The sequence below is a fragment of the Pseudomonas sp. OF001 genome, assembly GCF_904426495.1.
Taxonomy (GTDB): domain Bacteria; phylum Pseudomonadota; class Gammaproteobacteria; order Pseudomonadales; family Pseudomonadaceae; genus Geopseudomonas.
The window spans coordinates 40526-58978 of record NZ_CAJGBM010000020.1 but is presented as its reverse complement, the minus strand read 5'-3'; the positions used below and the strand labels follow the sequence as shown (position 1 = coordinate 58978).

At 68.9% G+C, this 18453-nt stretch carries 17 protein-coding genes; 10 read left to right on the top strand and 7 right to left on the bottom strand.

Annotation, left to right across the window (positions count from 1 at the left end; genetic code table 11):
- Positions 1 to 161: 161 nt before the first annotated feature.
- Complete coding sequence (locus tag RA210_RS12885) at positions 162 to 623, bottom strand: TIGR02444 family protein (RefSeq protein WP_201486712.1); 462 nt, start codon at positions 621 to 623, stop codon at positions 162 to 164.
- A gap of 68 nt (positions 624 to 691) precedes the next feature.
- Between RA210_RS12885 and RA210_RS12880 the strand changes: the two genes are divergently transcribed.
- From RA210_RS12880 to RA210_RS12860, 5 genes are all read left to right on the top strand, one after another.
- Entirely contained in the window at positions 692 to 2602 is a 1911-nt protein-coding gene (locus RA210_RS12880) for an ATP-binding cassette domain-containing protein (protein WP_201486711.1), read from the top strand.
- Complete coding sequence (locus tag RA210_RS12875; RefSeq protein WP_136491699.1) at positions 2599 to 3186, top strand: mechanosensitive ion channel domain-containing protein; 588 nt, start codon at positions 2599 to 2601, stop codon at positions 3184 to 3186. Before RA210_RS12880 ends, RA210_RS12875 begins: the two co-directional genes overlap by 4 nt.
- Positions 3187 to 3192: 6 nt before the next feature.
- On the top strand, positions 3193 to 3951 hold the full coding sequence (locus RA210_RS12870; RefSeq protein ID WP_201486710.1) for a TerC family protein: 759 nt from the start codon (positions 3193 to 3195) through the stop codon (positions 3949 to 3951).
- Positions 3952 to 4055: 104 nt separating this feature from the next.
- The gene (locus RA210_RS12865; protein WP_201486709.1) at positions 4056 to 4688 is read left to right on the top strand and encodes a LysE family transporter; all 633 of its coding nucleotides are present in this window, start codon (positions 4056 to 4058) and stop codon (positions 4686 to 4688) included.
- A gap of 107 nt (positions 4689 to 4795) precedes the next feature.
- On the top strand, positions 4796 to 6685 hold the full coding sequence (locus tag RA210_RS12860; protein ID WP_201486708.1) for an FTR1 family protein: 1890 nt from the start codon (positions 4796 to 4798) through the stop codon (positions 6683 to 6685).
- A 70-nt stretch (positions 6686 to 6755) separates the two neighbouring features.
- On the opposite strand, the gene RA210_RS12855 is transcribed toward RA210_RS12860, so the two are convergent.
- The 4 genes from RA210_RS12855 to RA210_RS12840 are packed head-to-tail and all read right to left on the bottom strand — an operon-like array spanning position 6756 to position 9881.
- The gene (locus RA210_RS12855; protein WP_201486707.1) at positions 6756 to 7502 is read right to left on the bottom strand and encodes a penicillin-binding protein activator LpoB; all 747 of its coding nucleotides are present in this window, start codon (positions 7500 to 7502) and stop codon (positions 6756 to 6758) included.
- A gap of 3 nt (positions 7503 to 7505) precedes the next feature.
- A complete protein-coding gene (gene lpoB / locus RA210_RS12850; protein WP_136491233.1) occupies positions 7506 to 8099 on the bottom strand; it encodes a penicillin-binding protein activator LpoB in 594 nt (197 codons plus the stop codon).
- Positions 8100 to 8111: 12 nt separating this feature from the next.
- Positions 8112 to 8504 carry a YcfL family protein gene (locus RA210_RS12845; protein WP_136491234.1) on the bottom strand — a complete coding sequence of 131 codons (393 nt, stop codon included), beginning with the start codon at positions 8502 to 8504 and terminating at the stop codon, positions 8112 to 8114.
- Positions 8505 to 8513: 9 nt separating this feature from the next.
- Positions 8514 to 9881 (bottom strand): COG3014 family protein, encoded by a 1368-nt coding sequence (locus tag RA210_RS12840; protein WP_201486706.1) that lies wholly within the window; start codon positions 9879 to 9881, stop codon positions 8514 to 8516.
- A gap of 230 nt (positions 9882 to 10111) precedes the next feature.
- On the opposite strand from RA210_RS12840, the gene RA210_RS12835 reads away from it, so the two are divergent.
- On the top strand, positions 10112 to 10564 hold the full coding sequence (locus tag RA210_RS12835) for a YaiI/YqxD family protein (protein WP_136491244.1): 453 nt from the start codon (positions 10112 to 10114) through the stop codon (positions 10562 to 10564).
- Positions 10565 to 10700: 136 nt separating this feature from the next.
- Here the strand turns inward: RA210_RS12835 and elbB are convergent, their stop codons facing one another.
- A complete protein-coding gene (elbB, locus tag RA210_RS12830; protein ID WP_201486705.1) occupies positions 10701 to 11354 on the bottom strand; it encodes an isoprenoid biosynthesis glyoxalase ElbB in 654 nt (217 codons plus the stop codon).
- A 250-nt stretch (positions 11355 to 11604) separates the two neighbouring features.
- Between elbB and hemB the strand changes: the two genes are divergently transcribed.
- The gene (gene hemB, locus RA210_RS12825) at positions 11605 to 12615 is read left to right on the top strand and encodes a porphobilinogen synthase (protein ID WP_136491237.1); all 1011 of its coding nucleotides are present in this window, start codon (positions 11605 to 11607) and stop codon (positions 12613 to 12615) included.
- Between the two features lie 20 nt (positions 12616 to 12635).
- Positions 12636 to 14852, top strand: a complete 2217-nt coding sequence (ppk1, locus tag RA210_RS12820; RefSeq protein WP_201486704.1) for a polyphosphate kinase 1 — start codon at positions 12636 to 12638, stop codon at positions 14850 to 14852.
- Positions 14853 to 14919: 67 nt separating this feature from the next.
- On the opposite strand, the gene ppx is transcribed toward ppk1, so the two are convergent.
- A complete protein-coding gene (gene ppx / locus RA210_RS12815) occupies positions 14920 to 16422 on the bottom strand; it encodes an exopolyphosphatase (RefSeq protein ID WP_136491239.1) in 1503 nt (500 codons plus the stop codon).
- A gap of 211 nt (positions 16423 to 16633) precedes the next feature.
- On the opposite strand from ppx, the gene trxA reads away from it, so the two are divergent.
- Positions 16634 to 16960 carry a thioredoxin TrxA gene (gene trxA / locus RA210_RS12810; RefSeq protein WP_136491240.1) on the top strand — a complete coding sequence of 109 codons (327 nt, stop codon included), beginning with the start codon at positions 16634 to 16636 and terminating at the stop codon, positions 16958 to 16960.
- A 232-nt stretch (positions 16961 to 17192) separates the two neighbouring features.
- On the top strand, positions 17193 to 18452 hold the full coding sequence (gene rho, locus RA210_RS12805; protein ID WP_136491241.1) for a transcription termination factor Rho: 1260 nt from the start codon (positions 17193 to 17195) through the stop codon (positions 18450 to 18452).
- Position 18453 lies beyond the last annotated feature (1 nt).

Genomic DNA, 18453 nt, shown 5'->3' with positions numbered 1-18453 from the left:
CCCGCCGCCGAGGTGCCGGCCATCCCGCCTGCAGCCAAGCCGGCGCGCAAGCGCAGCGCCCCGGCCGGCAAGCCCGCTGCCGGCGCCAAGCCGGCGAACAAGCCCGCCAAGCCGGCCGCGCGCAAGCCGGCTGCCGCGGCACCCGCCGCTGAGCCGTCCGCTCAGGACTGAGGAGTACCGGCCGCGACGCGCAGCGCCGCCAGCGCGTCGCGGCACTCGGGCGCCAGGGCCGCGAGCCAGGCGCCCGGCTCGGCGCTCGGTGTCGCCGGCCAGTCCTCCGCCAGCGCCTGCAGCCGCTCCAGCAGCAGGCGTTCGGCCTGCAGTTCCAGCTCCGCCAGCTGCCGGCGCAGCTCGGCCAGCGTCGGGTCGTCCGCCGCCGGCGCCTTCCAGGCGCGCCGCAGCCGGCGCAGGGGCAGGGTGACCGTCCGTTGCCAGGGCCCCGCCTGATCGCGGAGGGCGGCGACCCGCTCCGCCGCGACATCCACCCGGCGCCGCTCCAGCCACAGCGCGGCGAGCAGCAGGCAGACGTCGGCGTCGCGTTCGTCCTGCAGGCGCAGGCACAGCTCGGCCACCCCCGGGCGGGCGTAGAGCGCCACGGAAAAATCCCATAACGATTGCTGCATGCTGGCCTCCGGGCGAGGGACGGGGGAAGCTGGTAGACTTCGCCACCGCTGAATCCTCTCTCACGATCATGATCCGACTCCAGAATCTTATCCTGCAGCGTGGCCCGCAGCGTCTGCTCGACGGCGCCGAGCTGACCCTGCATCCCGGCCAGAAGGTCGGTCTCGTCGGCGCCAACGGCGCCGGCAAATCCAGCCTGTTCGCCCTGCTGCGCGGCGAACTGCACGCCGACGGCGGCGACTGCCTGCTGCCGGCGGACTGGCGCATCGCCCACATGCGCCAGGAGGTCGATACCCTCGAGCGCCGCGCGGTGGACTACGTGCTGGATGGCGACAGCAACCTGCGCCGCATCCAGGCCGAGCTGGCGGCGGCCGAGGCGGCCCACGACGGCCATGCCCTGGCCCGCCTGCACAGCGAGTTCGACAGCGCCGACGGCTACACGGCCGACGCCCGCGCGCGCAAGCTGCTGGCCGGCCTCGGCTTCGACAGCGCGCAGATGGAGCGCGCGGTCGGCGACTTTTCCGGCGGTTGGCGCATGCGCCTCAACCTGGCGCAGGCGCTGATGTGTCCGTCCGAGCTGCTGCTGCTCGACGAGCCGACCAACCACCTCGACCTCGACGCCATCCTCTGGCTGGAAAGCTGGCTGAAAGGCTACCCCGGTACCCTGCTGCTGATTTCCCATGACCGGGACTTCCTCGATGCGGTGGTCGACCACGTGGTGCACCTCGAGCAGCAGAAACTGACCCTCTATCGCGGCGGCTACTCGGCCTTCGAGCGCACCCGCGTCGAACGCCTGGCCCAGCAGCAGCAGGCCTACGAGAAGCAGCAGGCGCAGCGCGCGCACATGGAAGACTTCATCCGCCGCTTCAAGGCCAAGGCCAGCAAGGCCCGTCAGGCGCAGAGCCGCATCAAGGCGCTGGAGCGCCTCGAGGAACTGGCGCCGGCGCACATCGACTCGCCGTTCGACTTCCGCTTCCGCGAGGCCGACAAGGTCTCCAGCCCGCTGCTCGATCTGGCCGAGGGCTGCCTCGGCTACGGCGACAGGGCGGTGCTGGAGAAGGTCAAGCTGCAGCTGGTGCCCGGCGCGCGCATCGGCCTGCTCGGCCCCAACGGCGCCGGCAAGTCGACCCTGATCAAGACCCTGGCCGGCGAGCTGCAGCCTTTGGGCGGGCGCCTGACCTGCGGCGAGAACCTCGCGGTCGGCTACTTCGCCCAGCACCAGCTCGACTCGCTGGACCCCAAGGCCAGCCCGCTGCTGCACCTGGCGCGCATCGCTCCGGGCGAGCGCGAGCAGACCCTGCGCGACTTCCTCGGCGGCTTCGACTTCCGCGGGCCGCGCTGCGACGAGCCGGTGGTCAACTTCTCCGGCGGCGAGAAGGCGCGCCTGGCGCTGGCGCTGATCGCCTGGCAGAAGCCCAACCTGCTGCTGCTCGACGAACCGACCAACCACCTCGACCTGGAGATGCGCTTGGCGCTGACCCTGGCCCTGCAGGACTTCGAGGGCGCGGTGCTGGTGGTGTCGCACGACCGCCACCTGCTGAAGAGCACCACCGACGAGTTCCTGCTGGTGGCCGACGGCCGCGTGCAGGCCTTCGACGGCGACCTCGACGACTACAGCCGCTGGCTGGTCGACTACCGCGCCCGCCAGCAGCCGGTGGTCGAGGCGGCGCCGGGCGCCGACAGGACCGACAAGCGTGCCCAGCGCCAGGCCGCCGCCGCCCTGCGCCAGCAGCTGGCGCCGCGCAAGAAGGCGGCCGACAAGCTGGAGAAGGAACTCGGCGGCGTGCAGGAGAAACTGGCCGCGCTGGAAACCCGCCTGGGCGACAGCGCCCTCTACGAGGCGGCGCGCAAGGACGAGCTGCGCACCCTGCTGGCCGAGCAGGCGACCCTCAAGACCCGCGAGGCCGAGCTGGAGGAGGCCTGGCTGCTGGCCCTCGAGGAACTGGAGGCGCTGGAAGCCGAGCTGGGAGGCGCGGCGTGAAGGTCTGGCTGGCGCAGTGGCTGGGCGCCTGGAGCGAAACCCTGCTGCTCGGCGGGCAGATCCTGCTGATCCTGCTCGCCGGCTACGTGCTGCAGCGCCTGGTGGCGCGCGGCCTGACCCGTCTGGCCAACCGCTACCACCTGCCCGGCGAGTTGCTGCTGCCGCTGCGCGGCGCCCTGCGCTGGCTGATCATGGGCAGCGCGCTGATGCTGGCGCTGGAGCACCTGGGCGTGTCCGCCGGCGTGCTGTGGGCGGCCTTCTCCGGCTTCGTCGCGGTGGCCGCGGTGGCCTTCTTCGCCGTGTGGAGCGTGCTGTCCAACCTGTTCTGCGCGGTGCTGATCTTCACCATCGGGCCGTTCCGCCTGGGCGATCGCGTCGAGGTGCTGGAGGCCGCGGACAAGCCCGGCGCCAAGGGCCGGGTGATCGCCATCAACCTGCTGTACACCACGCTGGAGGAAGACGCCGAGAACGGCAGCGGCGCGCTGGTGCAGATCCCCAACAGCCTGTTCTTCCAGAAGGTCGTGCGCCGCTGGCGCGGGACCGAACATCAACTCACTCCAACCACTACCCCCAACGAGACCTGAACCATCATGGAATGGCTGACTAGCCCGGAAATCTGGGTTGCTTTCCTCACTCTGACCGCCCTGGAGATCGTCCTCGGCATCGACAACATCATCTTCATCTCGATCCTGGTCGGCCGCCTGCCCAGGGAGCAGCAGGCCAAGGCGCGCTTCTTCGGCCTGGCGCTGGCCATGGGCACGCGCATCCTGCTGCTGCTGTCGATCGCCTGGGTGATGCGCCTGACCGCCGACCTGTTCACCGTGTTCGAGCAGGGCGTCTCCGGCCGCGATCTGATCCTGTTCTTCGGCGGCCTGTTCCTGCTGTTCAAGAGCACCATGGAGATCTGGCACAGCGTCGAGGGCGAGGAGGAAGCGGGCGAGGAGGGCGGCGTGAAGAAGGCCGCCTTCATGAGCGTGATCCTGCAGATCGCGGTGATCGACATCATCTTCTCGCTGGACTCGGTGATCACCGCGGTCGGCCTGGTGTCGAACGTGCCGGTGATGGTCGCCGCGATCATCATCGCCGTGCTGGTGATGATGCTGGCCGCCGGCACCATCAGCGACTTCATCGAGAAGCACCCGTCGCTGAAGATTCTCGCCCTGTCGTTCCTCATCGTGGTCGGCACCCTGCTGGTCGCCGAGGCGTTCGATGTGCACGTGCCCAAGGCCTACGTCTACTTCGCCATGGCCTTCTCGCTGGGCGTCGAGGCGCTCAACATCCGCATGCGCACCGCGATGAAGCGCAAGCTCAAGGAGCCGGTCAAGCTGCACAAGGACCTGCCGGACTGAGTGCTGGCGGGGTAGGCCGAAGCCTGTCCGCATGCCATGCTGTACCCGCGCCGGCCCGTCATGGGCCGGCGTCGTTTCCGCCATCCTCTACCGGAGAATGCCCCATGAGCCTGGAAACCTGGCTTGCCTTCTTCGCCGCCTGCTGGGTGATCAGCCTGTCGCCCGGCGCCGGCGCCATCGCCTCGATGTCCAGCGGCCTCAACTACGGCTTCCGCCGCGGCTACTGGAACGCCATCGGCCTGCAGCTGGCGCTGGCCCTGCAGATCGCCATCGTCGCCGCCGGCGTCGGTGCCATCCTCGCCACCTCCGAGCTGGCCTTCGCAGCGATCAAGTGGTTCGGCGTCGCCTACCTGGCCTATCTGGGCTGGAAGCAGTGGTGCGCGCCGGTCGGCGAGCTGGCCACCGAGAACGGCGGACGCCCGCTCGGCCGGCCGCTGACCCTGGTGCTGCGCGGCTTCGTGGTCAACGCCAGCAACCCCAAGGCCATCGTGTTCATCCTCGCCGTGCTGCCGCAGTTCCTCGACCCGGCCCGTCCGCTGCTGGCCCAGTACCTGGCCATGGCGGCGACCATGATCGCCGTCGACCTGGTGGTGATGGCCGGCTACACCGGACTGGCCGCGCGGGTCCTGCGCCTGCTGCGCACGCCGCGCCAGCAGCGCCTGCTCAACCGCACCTTCGCCAGCCTGTTCGTCGCCGCCGCGGGCCTGCTGTCGCTGGTGCGCCGCGCGCCGGCCTGAGGACTTTCGCGGCGAATCGTCGCAGCCGCTGGCCGGGACGGCCCTTGAGTGACGCCGCAATGAGGCGTAAAAGGGCAATGGCATTTGTTCTCATTTGGGATTCACTCATGCTTACCCGCAAGCGATTTCTGAGCTGGCTGCTGCTGCCCGTGCTGGCGCTGTGCAGCCTGATGGCCCTCGCCGAACCCGAGGGCGCCGCCCAGGCCCTGCACCTGCTGAGCTACCTGGGCGCCGACTACCCGGCCACGGTGGCCGCCGGCCAGGTGGTCGACAGCGGCGAATACCAGGAGCAGCTGGAGTTCCATGGCGTGCTGGCCGGGCTGGTCGCCGCGCTGCCGGCCAACGCCGGCAAGGATGGCCTGCTGCAGGGCGTCGCCCGTCTCGGCGACAGCATCCGCGAGCGCCGCGACGGCGCCGCGGTGGCCGACCAGGCACGCCAGCTGGCCGCCGATCTGGTGGCGAGCTACCGGATCAGCCTGACTCCGCGCATCACTCCCAACCCGGCGCGCGGCGCGGCGCTGTTCGCCCAGCACTGCAGCGTCTGCCACGGCGAGGGCGGGCTCGGCGACGGCCCGGCGGGGATCGGCCTCGAGCCGCCGCCGGCGAACATGCGCAATGCCGCGCGGATGGACAGCCTGAGCCTCTACGACCTGTACAACAGCATCGGCCTCGGCGTGGAGGGCACCGACATGCCGGCCTTCGCCGCGCAGCTCGACGAGCGCGCGCGCTGGGATCTGGCCAGCCATGTCGCCGGCTTCAGCGCCGATCCCGCTGCGGCACGCGGGGCGACCTTCAGCCTCGAGCAACTGGCCGGGCAGACCCCGCAGCAGGTCGCGGCCGAGCAGGGGCCTGCCGCGGCGGCTGCCCTGCGCGCCCAGCGAGCGGCGCCGCCGCAGCCGCAGCGCAGCACCCAGCAGCTGCTCGACTTCTCCCGCGACACCCTCGAACAGAGCCTGGCCGCCTATCGCGACGGCCAGCGCGACCAGGCCTACGACCTGGCGGTGGCCGCCTACCTGGAAGGCTTCGAGCTGGTGGAGAGCGCCCTGGACAATGTCGACGGCGCGCAGCGCAAGGCCACCGAGCGGGCGCTGATGGCCTACCGCCAGGGCCTGCAGGACGGCCTGCCGGCCACCCGCCTGGCGCCGCGCCTGGAGGCCGCCAAGGCCGAACTGGCGCGCTGCGCCGAGCTGCTCGGCGGCGACGGCCTGTCCGCCTCGCTGAGCTTCCTGTCCAGCCTGCTGATCCTGCTGCGCGAGGGTATCGAAGCGATCCTGGTGCTGGCGGCGATCCTCGCCTACCTGCGCAACACCGGCCAGCAGCAGGCCGTGCGCAGCGTGCACCTCGGCTGGGGCCTGGCGCTGCTCGCCGGCGTCGCCAGCTGGGGGCTGGCCGCCTGGGTGATCGAGGTCAGCGGCGCGCAGCGCGAGCTGCTGGAAGGCGGCTCGGCGCTGTTCGCCAGCGTGGTGCTGCTGTGGGTCGGCGTGTGGATGCACGACCGCCGGCATGCCGCGGCCTGGCAGGCGCACATCAGCAGCAGCCTGCTCGGCAGCGGCGGGCGCCTGGGCTTCGCCGTGCTGGCCTTCGTGTCGATCTACCGCGAACTGTTCGAGGTCATCCTGTTCTACGAGACCCTCTGGCTGCAGGCCGGCGCTGCCGGCCACGGCATGGTGCTGGCCGGCGCCGGCGCCGCCCTGGTGCTGCTGCTCGGCCTGGCCTGGGTGATCCTGCGCGGTTCGCAGCGGCTGCCGCTGGGCACCTTCTTCGCCATCAACGCCGTGCTGCTCTGCGCGCTGTCGGTGGTGTTCGCCGGGCATGGCGTCGCCGCCCTGCAGGAGGCCGGCGTGTTCGGCCTGCATCCGCTGCGCTTCGTCGAGCTCGACTGGCTGGGCATCCATCCCGACGCCCTGAGCCTCGGTGCCCAGGCCCTGGCGCTGCTGGCCATCGCCGTGTTCTACGGGCGCAGCCGGCTGGGCGCGCGGGGGCGCGAGCTGGCGTGAACGCCCGAGGCGTGGCCAGCCCCGGCCGCGCGCCAAAAGCGAGGGCGACCCGCGGGTCGCCCTTGCCGTTTCAGCGCAGGATGCGCGGTGGCTCGTCCGGCGGCAGCTGGCCGGACCCCGACTGGACGTCGGTGCCGTCGTCGTACTCGCCGAGCAGCTGCTCCTTGAGCTGACGGGTCACGTCCTCGCCGATCGACTTCGACACCTCGCGCATCACCCGGCCGCGGTTGGGTGTGGCGCGGATGTCGTTGCCGTTCACCAGCCGCACGTCCTGCGCCTCGCCCATGGCGGTGAAGGCCGCAGTCACCTCGTGGGTGCGGGTGTCGATCAGGCTGAAGTCGGCCACCAGGGTCAGGCCGAGCACCTTCGAGTAGCTGTCGGTGTTGGCGATGTCGTTGAGGTCCTCGCGGAAGTCGATGTCCGAGAGGCTGCCGAACAGCACATAGTCGGCCCCTTCGAACTGGCCCAGCTCGATGCGCTGGATCACGTCGTGCAGGCCTTCGCCGTTCTCCACGCCGCTGTGCGGACGCCCCTGCACCAGCTGGAACAGGCCGGAGCGGAGGATCTCGCCCTTGATGTCGCCGGTGAACTTGCGCAGCTCGCCGCGCTCGATGTACTTGCGCACGTCCTCGACCTCCTCGTAGCTGGAGGTGGCGCTGGTGGCGAAGCCGTTGGCCTGCATATGGCTGTGGGCATTGACGGTGCGGATCTGTTCGCGCACCTGCTCCTCGTAGGCCAGGTCGGTGACCGCGATCTTCGGTTCCGCCTGGCAGGCCAGGCTCAGTCCCAGCGCGATCAGTGCTATCGATGCTCGCATGCTCTAGCGCTCCGTGGTCTTGCGGATTTCCTTCTCGTCCATCCACTCGGCCAGGCCGCTCTCGACCTCGACCAACTGCAGGCTGAACTTGTAGAACACGTCCTTGTAGTCGTTGCTGCGCTTGACGATGGAGCTGATCGAGCCCTCCAGGCGGTACTTGGCGGCCACCATGTTGCCGGTCTTGGCCACGGTGGCGTTCTTGTACAGGCCACTCTGGTTCTGCAGCTTGAGCTGGTCGACCTGGCTCTGCATGTCGACGTTGTCGCTGGCGAAGCGCGCCACGCCGGACTTGAGCAGCTGGGTCTTGATCGAGGTGGTGATCTCGCGGGTGTCGATGTATTCGCTGGTCTTGTTCTTCACGTCGTAGACCTGCACCACCGGGCGACCCTGCAGCACGCCGGACTGGGCCAGCGAGCGGGTCATGGATTCGGCGATGGTCTGCAGGTCGGTGGAGCCGAACTCGTTGGTGACCAGCTCGACGGCCTTGCTGTCGCCGTAGCTGATGTTGCCACCGCCCAGCACCGGCGAGGAGGTGGAGGCGCAGCCGCTGGCCAGCAGGGCGAAGGCGGCGACGAGGGACAGGCGTGCGAACGGCATGGGGACTCTCTCTTAGCGGAACAGGTTGACGGAGTTTTCCGGGGTCTGGACTTCCAGGCGGAAGTCGGTGGCCTGCGGCACCGGGGCGATGGCCGGGAGGTAGCTGACCTGCTTGCCGTACAGGGTCAGGCTCTTCCAGGCTTCCTCGCCGGCGACCGGGAAGCCGTCGTCGCCCAGCCAGGCGAAGCGGTAGTACATGCCCTTGTTCTTGTGGCTGTCGTTGCGCAGCTCGACCTTGACGGTGAGGAAGCCGTTCTCGCGGGCGACGCGCATGGCGCCGACCTCGATGTGCTCCATGCTGCCCAGCGACACCACCTTGCTGGCCGCGCTGCCCGGTGCCGGCGGCGGCGTGGCGCAGCCGGCCAGCAGGGCCAGGCCGAGGGCGGCGAAAATGTTGCGTTTCATGGGGGCTCCTTAGCGGGCGGCGGTCTGCATGGGGCTGGCGGGGGTGGCGGTGCCGGCGCTGAACAGCTGGTTGCCGACGCTGCGCAGGGTGATGACCTGGTAGTCGCGCTCGACCTTGACGTGTAGCGGGTGGCCGTCAAGGTTCAGCTCGTGCTCGCCCTTCTTCAGGCGCAGGCGGGCGATGCGTGTGCGGTCCGGCAGGGTGCGCCAGGTGCGCTCGTCGGCGCCTTCGGTGATGGCCGAGGCCAGGCCCACGGCCAGGCCGGCCAGCGGATTGACCTCGTTGAGCTGCTTCTGCGCGACGCTGCGGCTGATGGCGCGCACGCTGGTGCGCAGGATGATGCCGGGCATGTCGTCGCGCAGGGCGCGGCGCGACATGGCCGAGGTGCTGTTCAGCTCGGTCAGGTCGACCGTCCGGCCGGCGACGACCAGGCTGGCGGGAGCCGGGGTCGAGTTGTCCTCGCGGATCACCGGGAAGGACAGCGGGGTGATGATCAGGCCGTTGGGGGTCGGGATCGGCAGGGGGATGCGTACCGAGTCGCGGCTCGGTGCCAGGCCGCTCTGCACCACCAGCAGCACCTCGCTCTCGTCGGCCTTGCGGCGGGCGCTGGCGTCGAGGTCGAGCAGCGCCTGCTCCAGCAGGGGGGTATTCGGGCGCAGTTCGAGGGCCTTGCGGTAGCCGGGCGCTGCCAGCCCGCGCTCGCCGAGCGCCTCGTAGACGAAGCCGGACAGGTAGTGGCTGAAGGCGCTCTGGTAGCTGTTCTTCAGGCCGAGCACTTCCGGAGCGTCGAGGGTTTCCACCGGATAGCCCTGCAGATCCTTGAACTCGGCGGTGATGCCTTTCTCCTTGGCCTCCTCCTCGCGCTTGAGGTATTCCTTGTCGCGCAGCTCGGCGATCAGCGCCTCGCGCTCGTGGGTCTTCTTGATCTCGGTGCGGGCGCCGTCGAAGTCGCCGAGGGCCAGGTGGCTGAGGGCCATCTGGGTGGTCAGCATGACCTTCTCGTAGTCGTAGCCCTCGTAGCGGCGTACCTTGTCGTTGACCAGCAGGCTGCCGACCGTGCCGAGATGCTTGCCCGGATCGGCCTTGAGCGAGTCCTCCCACTCGACGATGGTGCGGTCGGCGCTGCGCCAGGCTTCCTGGCTGCCGGCGAGGTCGCCCTGGGCGCGCAGCAGTTCGCCCTTCTCGAAGTAGTAGAGGAGGTCCTTGTCGGCGGAGCTGTTGTTCTTCTCCAGCAGGGCCAGGGCGGCGGGCACGTCGCCGCTCGACAGGTGCTGGCTGGTCTGGGTGAGTTCGCTTTGGTAGCTGCGGAAGGCCGAGCAGCCGGCCAGCGGCAGGGTGGCGCAGAGGGCGAGCGCCAGAAGGGTACGGGATGCCATCGGGGGATCTCTCGTCCATGAATCGAAAGCCCGGCCTCGTGGCGAGGCTGGGGTGTGGTCACCACATGGCATGCGCTTTGGGCTTCCGTGCCATCTCCGCCGCGGCGGGGCCTGATTCCTCGTGAGGGTCAAGGCGGCGGCGGGAACTTTAACAAAGATCGGTTGTCATGCCCATCGCCGGCCCCGGCCCGGTGGCATACTGCCGTCTTTTGCCGGGGGAGCAACTGGTGATGCGCGTGTGGATCGATGCCGACGCCTGCCCGCGGGCGGCGCGGGATCTGGTGGTGAAGTTTGCGCTCAAGCGCAAGTTCGAGGTGGTGCTGGTGGCCGGCCAGGCGCAGGTCAAGCCGGCGTTCGCCTGCGTGCGGCTGATCGTGGTGCCGAGCGGGCCGGATGCCGCCGACGACTACCTGGTCGAGCACGCCGTGCCCGGCGAGCTGGTGATCTGCTCGGACGTGCCGCTGGCCGACCGCCTGGTGAAGAAGGGCGTGGCGGCGCTGGACCCGCGCGGCCGCGAGTTCGACGAGCGCAACATGGGCGAGCGCCTGGCGGTGCGCAACCTGTTCACCGACCTGCGCGAGCAGGGCCAGGTCGGCGGCGGCCAGGCGGCCTACGGCGAGAAGGACCGCCAGGCCTTCGCCAACGCGCTGGACCGCCTGCTCAACGCCCTGGCGCGGCTGTAGGGGCGAATCGATTGGCTATGTCTGCGTTAGGCGTTGGAGCCTGGCGCAAAGGCCCGTAGGGTGGGCTTTAGCCCACCAACGGAGGTCTGCGTGGGCTAAAGCCCACCCTGCAAGGCTCCCTGCCCCCTGCAGGTGATCAGGCCAGCTCGAGCACCCGGTCGACCAGCTTGTTGATGCCGCTGGCCGCCTCGGCCAGCGACCTGGCCAGCATGTAGGCCGGGGTGGTGACCAGCTTGCGTGCCTCGTCCACCACGATGTCCTCCACCGGGCACTCGACGTGCTCGGCGCCCATGTCGGCCAGCTTGGCCGCGGTGTCCGGGTCATGGCCGATGGTGCAGTGCACGCCGGCGCCGTAGATGCGCGCGGCCATCGCCGGGGCGATGCAGATCAGGCCGACCGGCTTGTGCGCCTCGGCGAAGCCGCGGGTGGCGGCCAGCACGTCTGGCCGCACGCTGCAGCTGGCGCCCTTGAAGGCGAAGTCGGACAGGTTCTTCGCCGCGCCGAAGCCGCCGGGGATCACCAGGGCGTCGAAGTCGGCGGCCTTCAGCTCGCGCACGTCGCGCACCTGGCCGCGGGCGATGCGCGCCGATTCCACCAGCACGTTGCGGCTCTCGGCCATTTCCTGGCCGGTCAGGTGGTTGACCACGTGGTACTGGGCCATGTCCGGGGCGAAGCACTGCACCTGGGCGCCGCGCTGGCTGAGGCGCAGCAGGGCGATCACGCTCTCGTGGATCTCGGCACCGTCGTAGACGCCGCAGCCGGACAGGATCACGGCAACCTTCTTGCTCATTCTGGGCACTCCTTGGGGGATGTCGGACGGACCTGCGCGCGGTGGCCGGCGCAGGCGATGGCATTGCCATCATCCTAGCCGCAAGCGGGGCTCTGCGGCCATGCGTCAGTGGCCGAGGAGGGCGGTGGCGGGCTATGGTAGGCGTCGGAGCGACTGCGGCAGCGCCTCGTGCTGCGGCCAGGCTGTCGCATTTCCGTCACAATTGCTTCATAGACTGTCTAGCGTGCCCGTTTCGGGCCTGGAGTGCGCCGTGAGCTTTACCCCCGCCAATCGCCTGTTCCCCGCCACCCGCCTGCGCCGCAACCGTCGCGACGAGTTCTCCCGCCGCCTGGTGCGCGAGAACGTGCTGACCGTCGACGACCTGATCCTGCCGGTGTTCGTGCTGGAGGGCGAGAACCGCCGCGAGCAGGTCGAGTCGATGCCGGGGGTGGAGCGCCTGTCCATCGACCTGCTGCTCGAGGAAGCCGCCGAGCTGGTGGCCCTCGGCATTCCGGCGCTGGCGCTGTTCCCGGTGACTCCGCTGGAGAAGAAGTCGCTGCTCGCCGAGGAGGCGTGGAACCCGGACGGCCTGGCCCAGCGCGCCACCCGCGCCCTGCGCGCGCGCTTCCCCGAGCTCGGCGTGATCACCGACGTGGCCCTCGACCCGTTCACCACCCACGGCCAGGACGGCATCCTCGACGACGCCGGCTACGTGCAGAACGACGTGACCATCGATGCGCTGGTCAGGCAGGCGCTGTCCCACGCCGAGGCCGGCGCCCAGGTGGTGGCGCCCTCGGACATGATGGACGGGCGCATCCAGGCGATCCGCGAGGCGCTGGAGGTGGCCGGTCATGGCAACGTGCGCATCATGGCCTACTCGGCCAAGTACGCCAGCGCCTACTACGGCCCGTTCCGCGACGCGGTCGGCTCGGCCGGCAACCTCAAGGGCGGCAACAAGTTCACCTACCAGATGGACCCGGCCAACGGCGACGAGGCCCTGCACGAGGTGGCCCTCGACCTGGCCGAAGGCGCCGACATGGTGATGGTCAAGCCGGGCATGCCCTACCTCGACATCGTGCGTCGGGTGAAGGACGAATTCCGCGCGCCGACCTTTGTCTATCAGGTCAGCGGCGAGTACGCCATGCACATGGCGGCGATCCAGAACGGCTGGCTTTCCGAGGCGGTGATCCTCGAGTCTTTGGTAGCGTTCAAGCGCGCCGGGGCCGATGGCATCCTCACCTACTTCGCCAAGCGTGCGGCACAACAGTTGAAGCAGGGCTGACGTCCCTGCGGGAAGATGCAATGAACACTCAAGGACTCATCGATAGCGAATTGCCGGAAGCCGTGGCGGCTTCCGTTCCGCCGGCCGTCGAGGCCGAGCCTGCGCCAGAGCCCGAAGCCGTGGTCGCCGAGGTCGCGACCACCGCGGAGTCGGTCGCGGCGGTACCCGGCCTCGACGACAGCAGCCTGTACATCCACCGCGAGCTGTCGCAGCTGCAGTTCAACATCCGCGTGCTGGAGCAGGCGCTCGACGAGTCCGTGCCGCTGCTCGAGCGGCTGAAGTTCCTGCTGATCTTCTCCAGCAACCTCGACGAGTTCTTCGAGATCCGCGTCGCCGGGCTGAAGAAGCAGGTCGCCTTCGCCCGCGAGCTGGCCGGCGCCGACGGCCTGCAGCCGCACCAGGTGCTGGCGCGGATTTCCGAGCTGGTCCACGAGCAGGTCGAGCGCCAGTACGCGATCCTCAACGACGTGCTGCTGCCGGCGCTGGAGCAGCACCAGATCCGCTTCATCCGCCGGCGCAACTGGACGCTGAAGATCAAGAACTGGGTGCGCAAGTATTTCCGCGAGGAGATCGCGCCGATCATGACGCCGATCGGCCTCGACCCGACCCACCCGTTCCCGCTGCTGGTCAACAAGAGCCTGAACTTCATCGTCGAGCTGGAGGGCATCGACGCCTTCGGCCGCGATTCGGGCCTGGCCATCCTGCCGGCGCCGCGCCTGCTGCCGCGGGTGATCCGCGTGCCGGAGGAGGTGGGCGGCCCCGGCGACAACTTCGTGTTCCTCTCCTCGATGATCCACGCCCACGCCGACGACCTGTTCCACGGCATGAGCGTCAAGGGCTGCTACCAGTTCCGCCTGACCCGCAACGCCGACCTGTCGGTGGACGCCGAGGACGTCGAGGACCTGGCCCGCGCGCTGCGCGGCGAGCTGTACTCGCGGCGCTTCGGCGACGCGGTGCGCCTGGAGGTGGCGGACAACTGTCCCGAGCACCTCACCAGCTACCTGCTCAAGCAGTTCGGCCTGGCCGAGAGCGAGCTGTACCGGGTCAACGGCCCGGTCAACCTGACCCGGCTGTTCTCCATCACCGGCCTGGAAAGCCAGCGGGCGCTGCAGTTCACGCCGCTGACCCCGGTTATTCCCCGGCTGCTGCAGAGCAGCGAGAAGCTGTTCAACGTGGTCGGCAAGCAGGACGTGCTGCTCTACCACCCGTTCGAGTCGTTCACCCCGGTGGTCGACCTGCTGCGCCAGGCGGCCAAGGACCCCAATGTGCTGGCGATCAAGCAGACCCTGTACCGCTCCGGGGCCAACTCGGAGATCGTCGACGCGCTGGTCGACGCGGCGCGCAGCGGCAAGGAAGTCACCGCGGTGATCGAGCTGCGCGCGCGCTTCGACGAGGAGTCCAACCTGGCCCTGGCCAGCCGCCTGCAGCAGGCCGGCGCGGTGGTGATCTACGGCGTGGTCGGCTTCAAGACCCACGCCAAGATGATGCTGATCCTGCGTCGCGAGAACGGCGAGCTGGTGCGCTACGCCCACCTCGGCACCGGCAACTACCACGCCGGCAACGCCCGCCTGTACACCGACTACAGCCTGCTGACTTCGGACGACGCGCTGTGCGAGGACGTCTCCAAGCTGTTCAACCAGTTGATCGGCATGGGCAAGACCCTGCGCATGAAGAAGCTGCTGCATGCGCCCTTCACCCTGAAGAAGACCCTGCTCGACATGATCGCGCGGGAGACCCAGCACGCCAGCGAGGGCAAGTCGGCGCACATCATCATCAAGGTCAACGCCCTGACCGACCCGAAGATGATCAAGGCGCTGTACAAGGCCAGCCAGACCGGGGTGAGGGTCGACCTGATCGTGCGCGGCATGTGCTGCCTGCGCCCGGGCATCCCCGGGGTATCGCACAACATCCACGTGCGCTCGATCATCGGCCGCTTCCTCGAGCACAGCCGCGCCTACTACTTCCAGAACGACGGCGACGAGCAGCTGTACCTGGCCAGCGCCGACTGGATGGAGCGCAACCTCGACAAGCGGGTGGAGACCTGCTTCCCGCTGGAGGGCAAGAAGCTGATCGGCCGGGTCAAGAGGGAGCTGGAGGCCTACCTGGCCGACAACACCCAGGCCTGGGTGCTGCAGAGCGACGGCCGCTACGTGCACCTGCAGCCGACCGGCAACCAGAACCCGCGCAGCGCCCAGGCGCTGATGGTGGAGAAGCTGAGCGGCCCGCTGGCGCGCTGAGGCGATCCGCGCGGCAAACGAAAGGGGCGACTCCTCGCGGGGTCGCCCCTTTCGTCTTGCGCTCTGTTCAGCGCCCGCTGAGCTTGTAGCCCACCCGCGCCAGCCACTGCGCCTCGGCCTCGATGTCGGCCTCGGTCAGCGGGTTGGCGGCCAGCCAGCCGGGCGGGAACACCGCCTCCAGGCTGCGCGGGCCGGCGTGGAAGGTCACCTCGGGCATTTCCTGGGTGCCGCGGATGTGGTGGAACAGGATGGCGAAGCGCAGCACGATGCACAGGCGCACCAGGCGCTCGCCTTCCTCGCCGAACTCGGCGAAGCGCTCCACCGGGATGTTGCGGCGGTGGCCGCGCACCAGCAGGCCCAGCATCTCCTGGTCGAGGCGCGAGAAGCCGGGCAGGTCGGCGTGCTCGAGGATGTAGGCGCCGTGCTTGTGGTAGTGGTAGTGGGCGATGTCCAGGCCGATCTCGTGGACCTTGGCGCCCCAGCTGAGCAGCTCGCGGTGCCAGTCGTCGTTGAGCCCCCAGGGCTCGGCGACCTGGGCGAGGATCGACAGCGCCTTGGCCTCCACCCGCGCGGCCTGGTCGAGGTCGACGTGGCAGCGCTCCATCAGCGCCGACAGGGTGCGCTCGCGCACGTCCTCGTGGCTCTGCCGGCCGATCATGTCGTACAGCACGCCCTCGCGCAGGGCGCCCTCGGCATGGATCATCGACTGGATCTCGAGGGCGTCGAAGGTCGCCTCGAGGATCGCCAGGCCCGCCGGCAGGATCGGCTGACGGTCCGGCTTGACCCCGTCGATGGCCAGTTCGGCGAGGCTGTCGGACTTGAGGATCTTGCGCTTCAGCCAGGCCAGGCCCTGCGGGGTGATCTCGCCGTTGGTCTGCCCGCCGGCCTGCAGCGCCAGGCTGATGGCGCGGATGGTGCCGGAGGAGCCGACCGCCTCGTTCCAGCCGAGCCGGCGCAGCGCCTGCTCGAAGCCCATCAGCTCCAGGCGCGCCGCGGTGTAGGCCTGGGCATAGCGCGCCAGGCTGAGCTTGCCGTCGCCGAAGAAGCGCTTGCTGTAGCTGACGCAGCCCATCTGCTGGCTCTCGCGCAGCAGCGACTCGAAGCGCTCGCCGATGATGAACTCGGTGCTGCCGCCGCCGATGTCGATCACCAGGCGCTTGCCCTCGGCCACCGGCAGGCTGTGCGACACGCCGAGGTGGATCAGGCGTGCTTCCTCGCGGCCGGAGATCACCTCCACCTGGTGGCCGAGCAGCTCCTCGGCGCGGCGGATGAACACCGCGCGGTTGCGCGCCTCGCGCAGGGCGTTGGTGGCGACGATGCGCACCGCGCCCTGCGGCAGGCCCTGGATCAGCTGGGCGAAGCGGCGCAGGCAGTCGAGGCCGCGGCCCATCGCCGCCTCGTCGAGGTTGCGCTGCTCGTCGAGGCCGGCGGCCAGCTGCACCTTCTCGCCCAGACGCTCGAGCAGGCGGATTTCGCCCTGGTCGACCCGCGCCAGCACCATGTGGATGCTGTTGGAGCCGATGTCGATGGCGGCGATCAGGGGGAAGGCGTGGGCAGGGGTGTGCGGCATGATCGGGACTTCTCGCGGCAAAACGGCAGAATCCTGCCATGATAGAGCAATCCCGTCCGGCGCAGGTGACAGCGGTCAACGGCTCCGGTCCGGCCATAGGCACCGCCTGCGCGTGTCATAGCCAATGGCAATCGCCGCCGCCTTTCGGTTGCCGGCGAGTGGGGCTATCATGGCGCGACTTTTTCGCATCCGATTATCACGGAGAACCCCCATGAGCGAATTCATCACCAACGTTACCGACGCCAGCTTCGAGCAGGACGTGCTCAAGGCCGACGGCCCGGTGCTGGTCGACTACTGGGCCGAGTGGTGTGGTCCGTGCAAGATGATTGCCCCGGTGCTGGACGAGATTGCCAAGGACTACCAGGGCAAGCTCACCGTGTGCAAGCTGAACATCGACGAGAACCAGGACACCCCGGCCAAGTTCGGCGTACGCGGCATCCCGACCCTGATGCTGTTCAAGAACGGCAACGTCGAGGCGACCAAGGTCGGCGCCCTGTCCAAGTCGCAGCTGGCGGCCTTCCTCGACAGCAACATCTGACCCGGATGTTCGAAAAACCCCGTTGCGCGACGGGGTTTTTTCTGCTTGCGTGCTAGACTCTGCCACGAATGCAGTGATAAATTCGGCTAGCAGTCGCGATCAGACTGCCTCCCGCATGCCGTAGCCGCCGCCCTCTCGCCCCGAATTCTCGCAGTGAAGCTGCCGTATTCACGCGGCGCGGCTCCCGAAGCTCGAAGCTTTCCTTCTTTCTCGCCAACCTGCACCTCATCCTATGAACCTGACCGAACTCAAGCAAAAGCCGATTCCCGAACTGCTGGAAATGGCCGACCAGATGGGCCTGGAGAACATGGCCCGGTCGCGCAAGCAGGACATCATCTTCGCCCTGCTGAAGAAGCACGCGAAAAGTGGCGAGGAGATCTCCGGTGACGGCGTGCTGGAGATCCTGCAGGACGGCTTCGGATTCCTGCGCAGCGCGGACTCCTCCTACCTGGCCGGCCCGGACGACATCTACGTCTCGCCCAGCCAGATCCGCCGCTTCAACCTGCGCACCGGCGACACCATCGTCGGCAAGATCCGTCCGCCCAAGGAAGGCGAGCGCTACTTCGCGCTGCTCAAGGTCGACACCATCAACTTCGACCGCCCGGAGAACGCCAAGAACAAGGTCCTGTTCGAGAACCTGACCCCGCTGTTCGCCAACAAGCGCCTGAAGATGGAGGCCGGCAACGGCTCCAAGGAAGACCTCACCGGCCGGGTGATCGACCTCTGCGCACCGATCGGCAAGGGCCAGCGCGGCCTGATCGTCGCCCCGCCGAAGGCGGGCAAGACCATCATGCTGCAGAACATCGCCGCCAACATCACCCGCAACAACCCCGAGTGCTACCTGATCGTCCTGCTGATCGACGAGCGCCCGGAGGAAGTGACCGAGATGCAGCGCACCGTGCGCGGCGAAGTGGTCGCCTCCACCTTCGACGAGCCGCCGGCCCGTCACGTGCAGGTCGCCGAGATGGTCATCGAGAAGGCCAAGCGCCTGGTCGAGCACAAGAAGGACGTGGTCATCCTGCTCGACTCCATCACCCGCCTGGCGCGCGCCTACAACACCGTGATCCCCAGCTCCGGCAAGGTGCTCACCGGTGGTGTCGACGCCCACGCCCTGGAGAAGCCCAAGCGCTTCTTCGGCGCGGCGCGCAACATCGAGGAGGGCGGCAGCCTGACGATCCTCGCCACCGCGCTGGTGGAGACCGGCTCGAAGATGGACGAGGTGATCTACGAGGAGTTCAAGGGCACCGGCAACCTGGAGCTGCAGCTCGATCGCAAGATCGCCGAGAAGCGCGTGTTCCCGGCGATCAACATCAACCGCTCGGGCACCCGCCGCGAGGAGCTGCTCACTGGCGACGAGGAGCTGCAGCGCATCTGGATCCTGCGCAAGATCCTCCACCCGATGGACGAGATCGCCGCCATCGAGTTCCTCCTCGACCGTCTGAAGGACACCAAGACCAACGAGGAATTCTTCCAGTCGATGAAGCGCAAGTAAG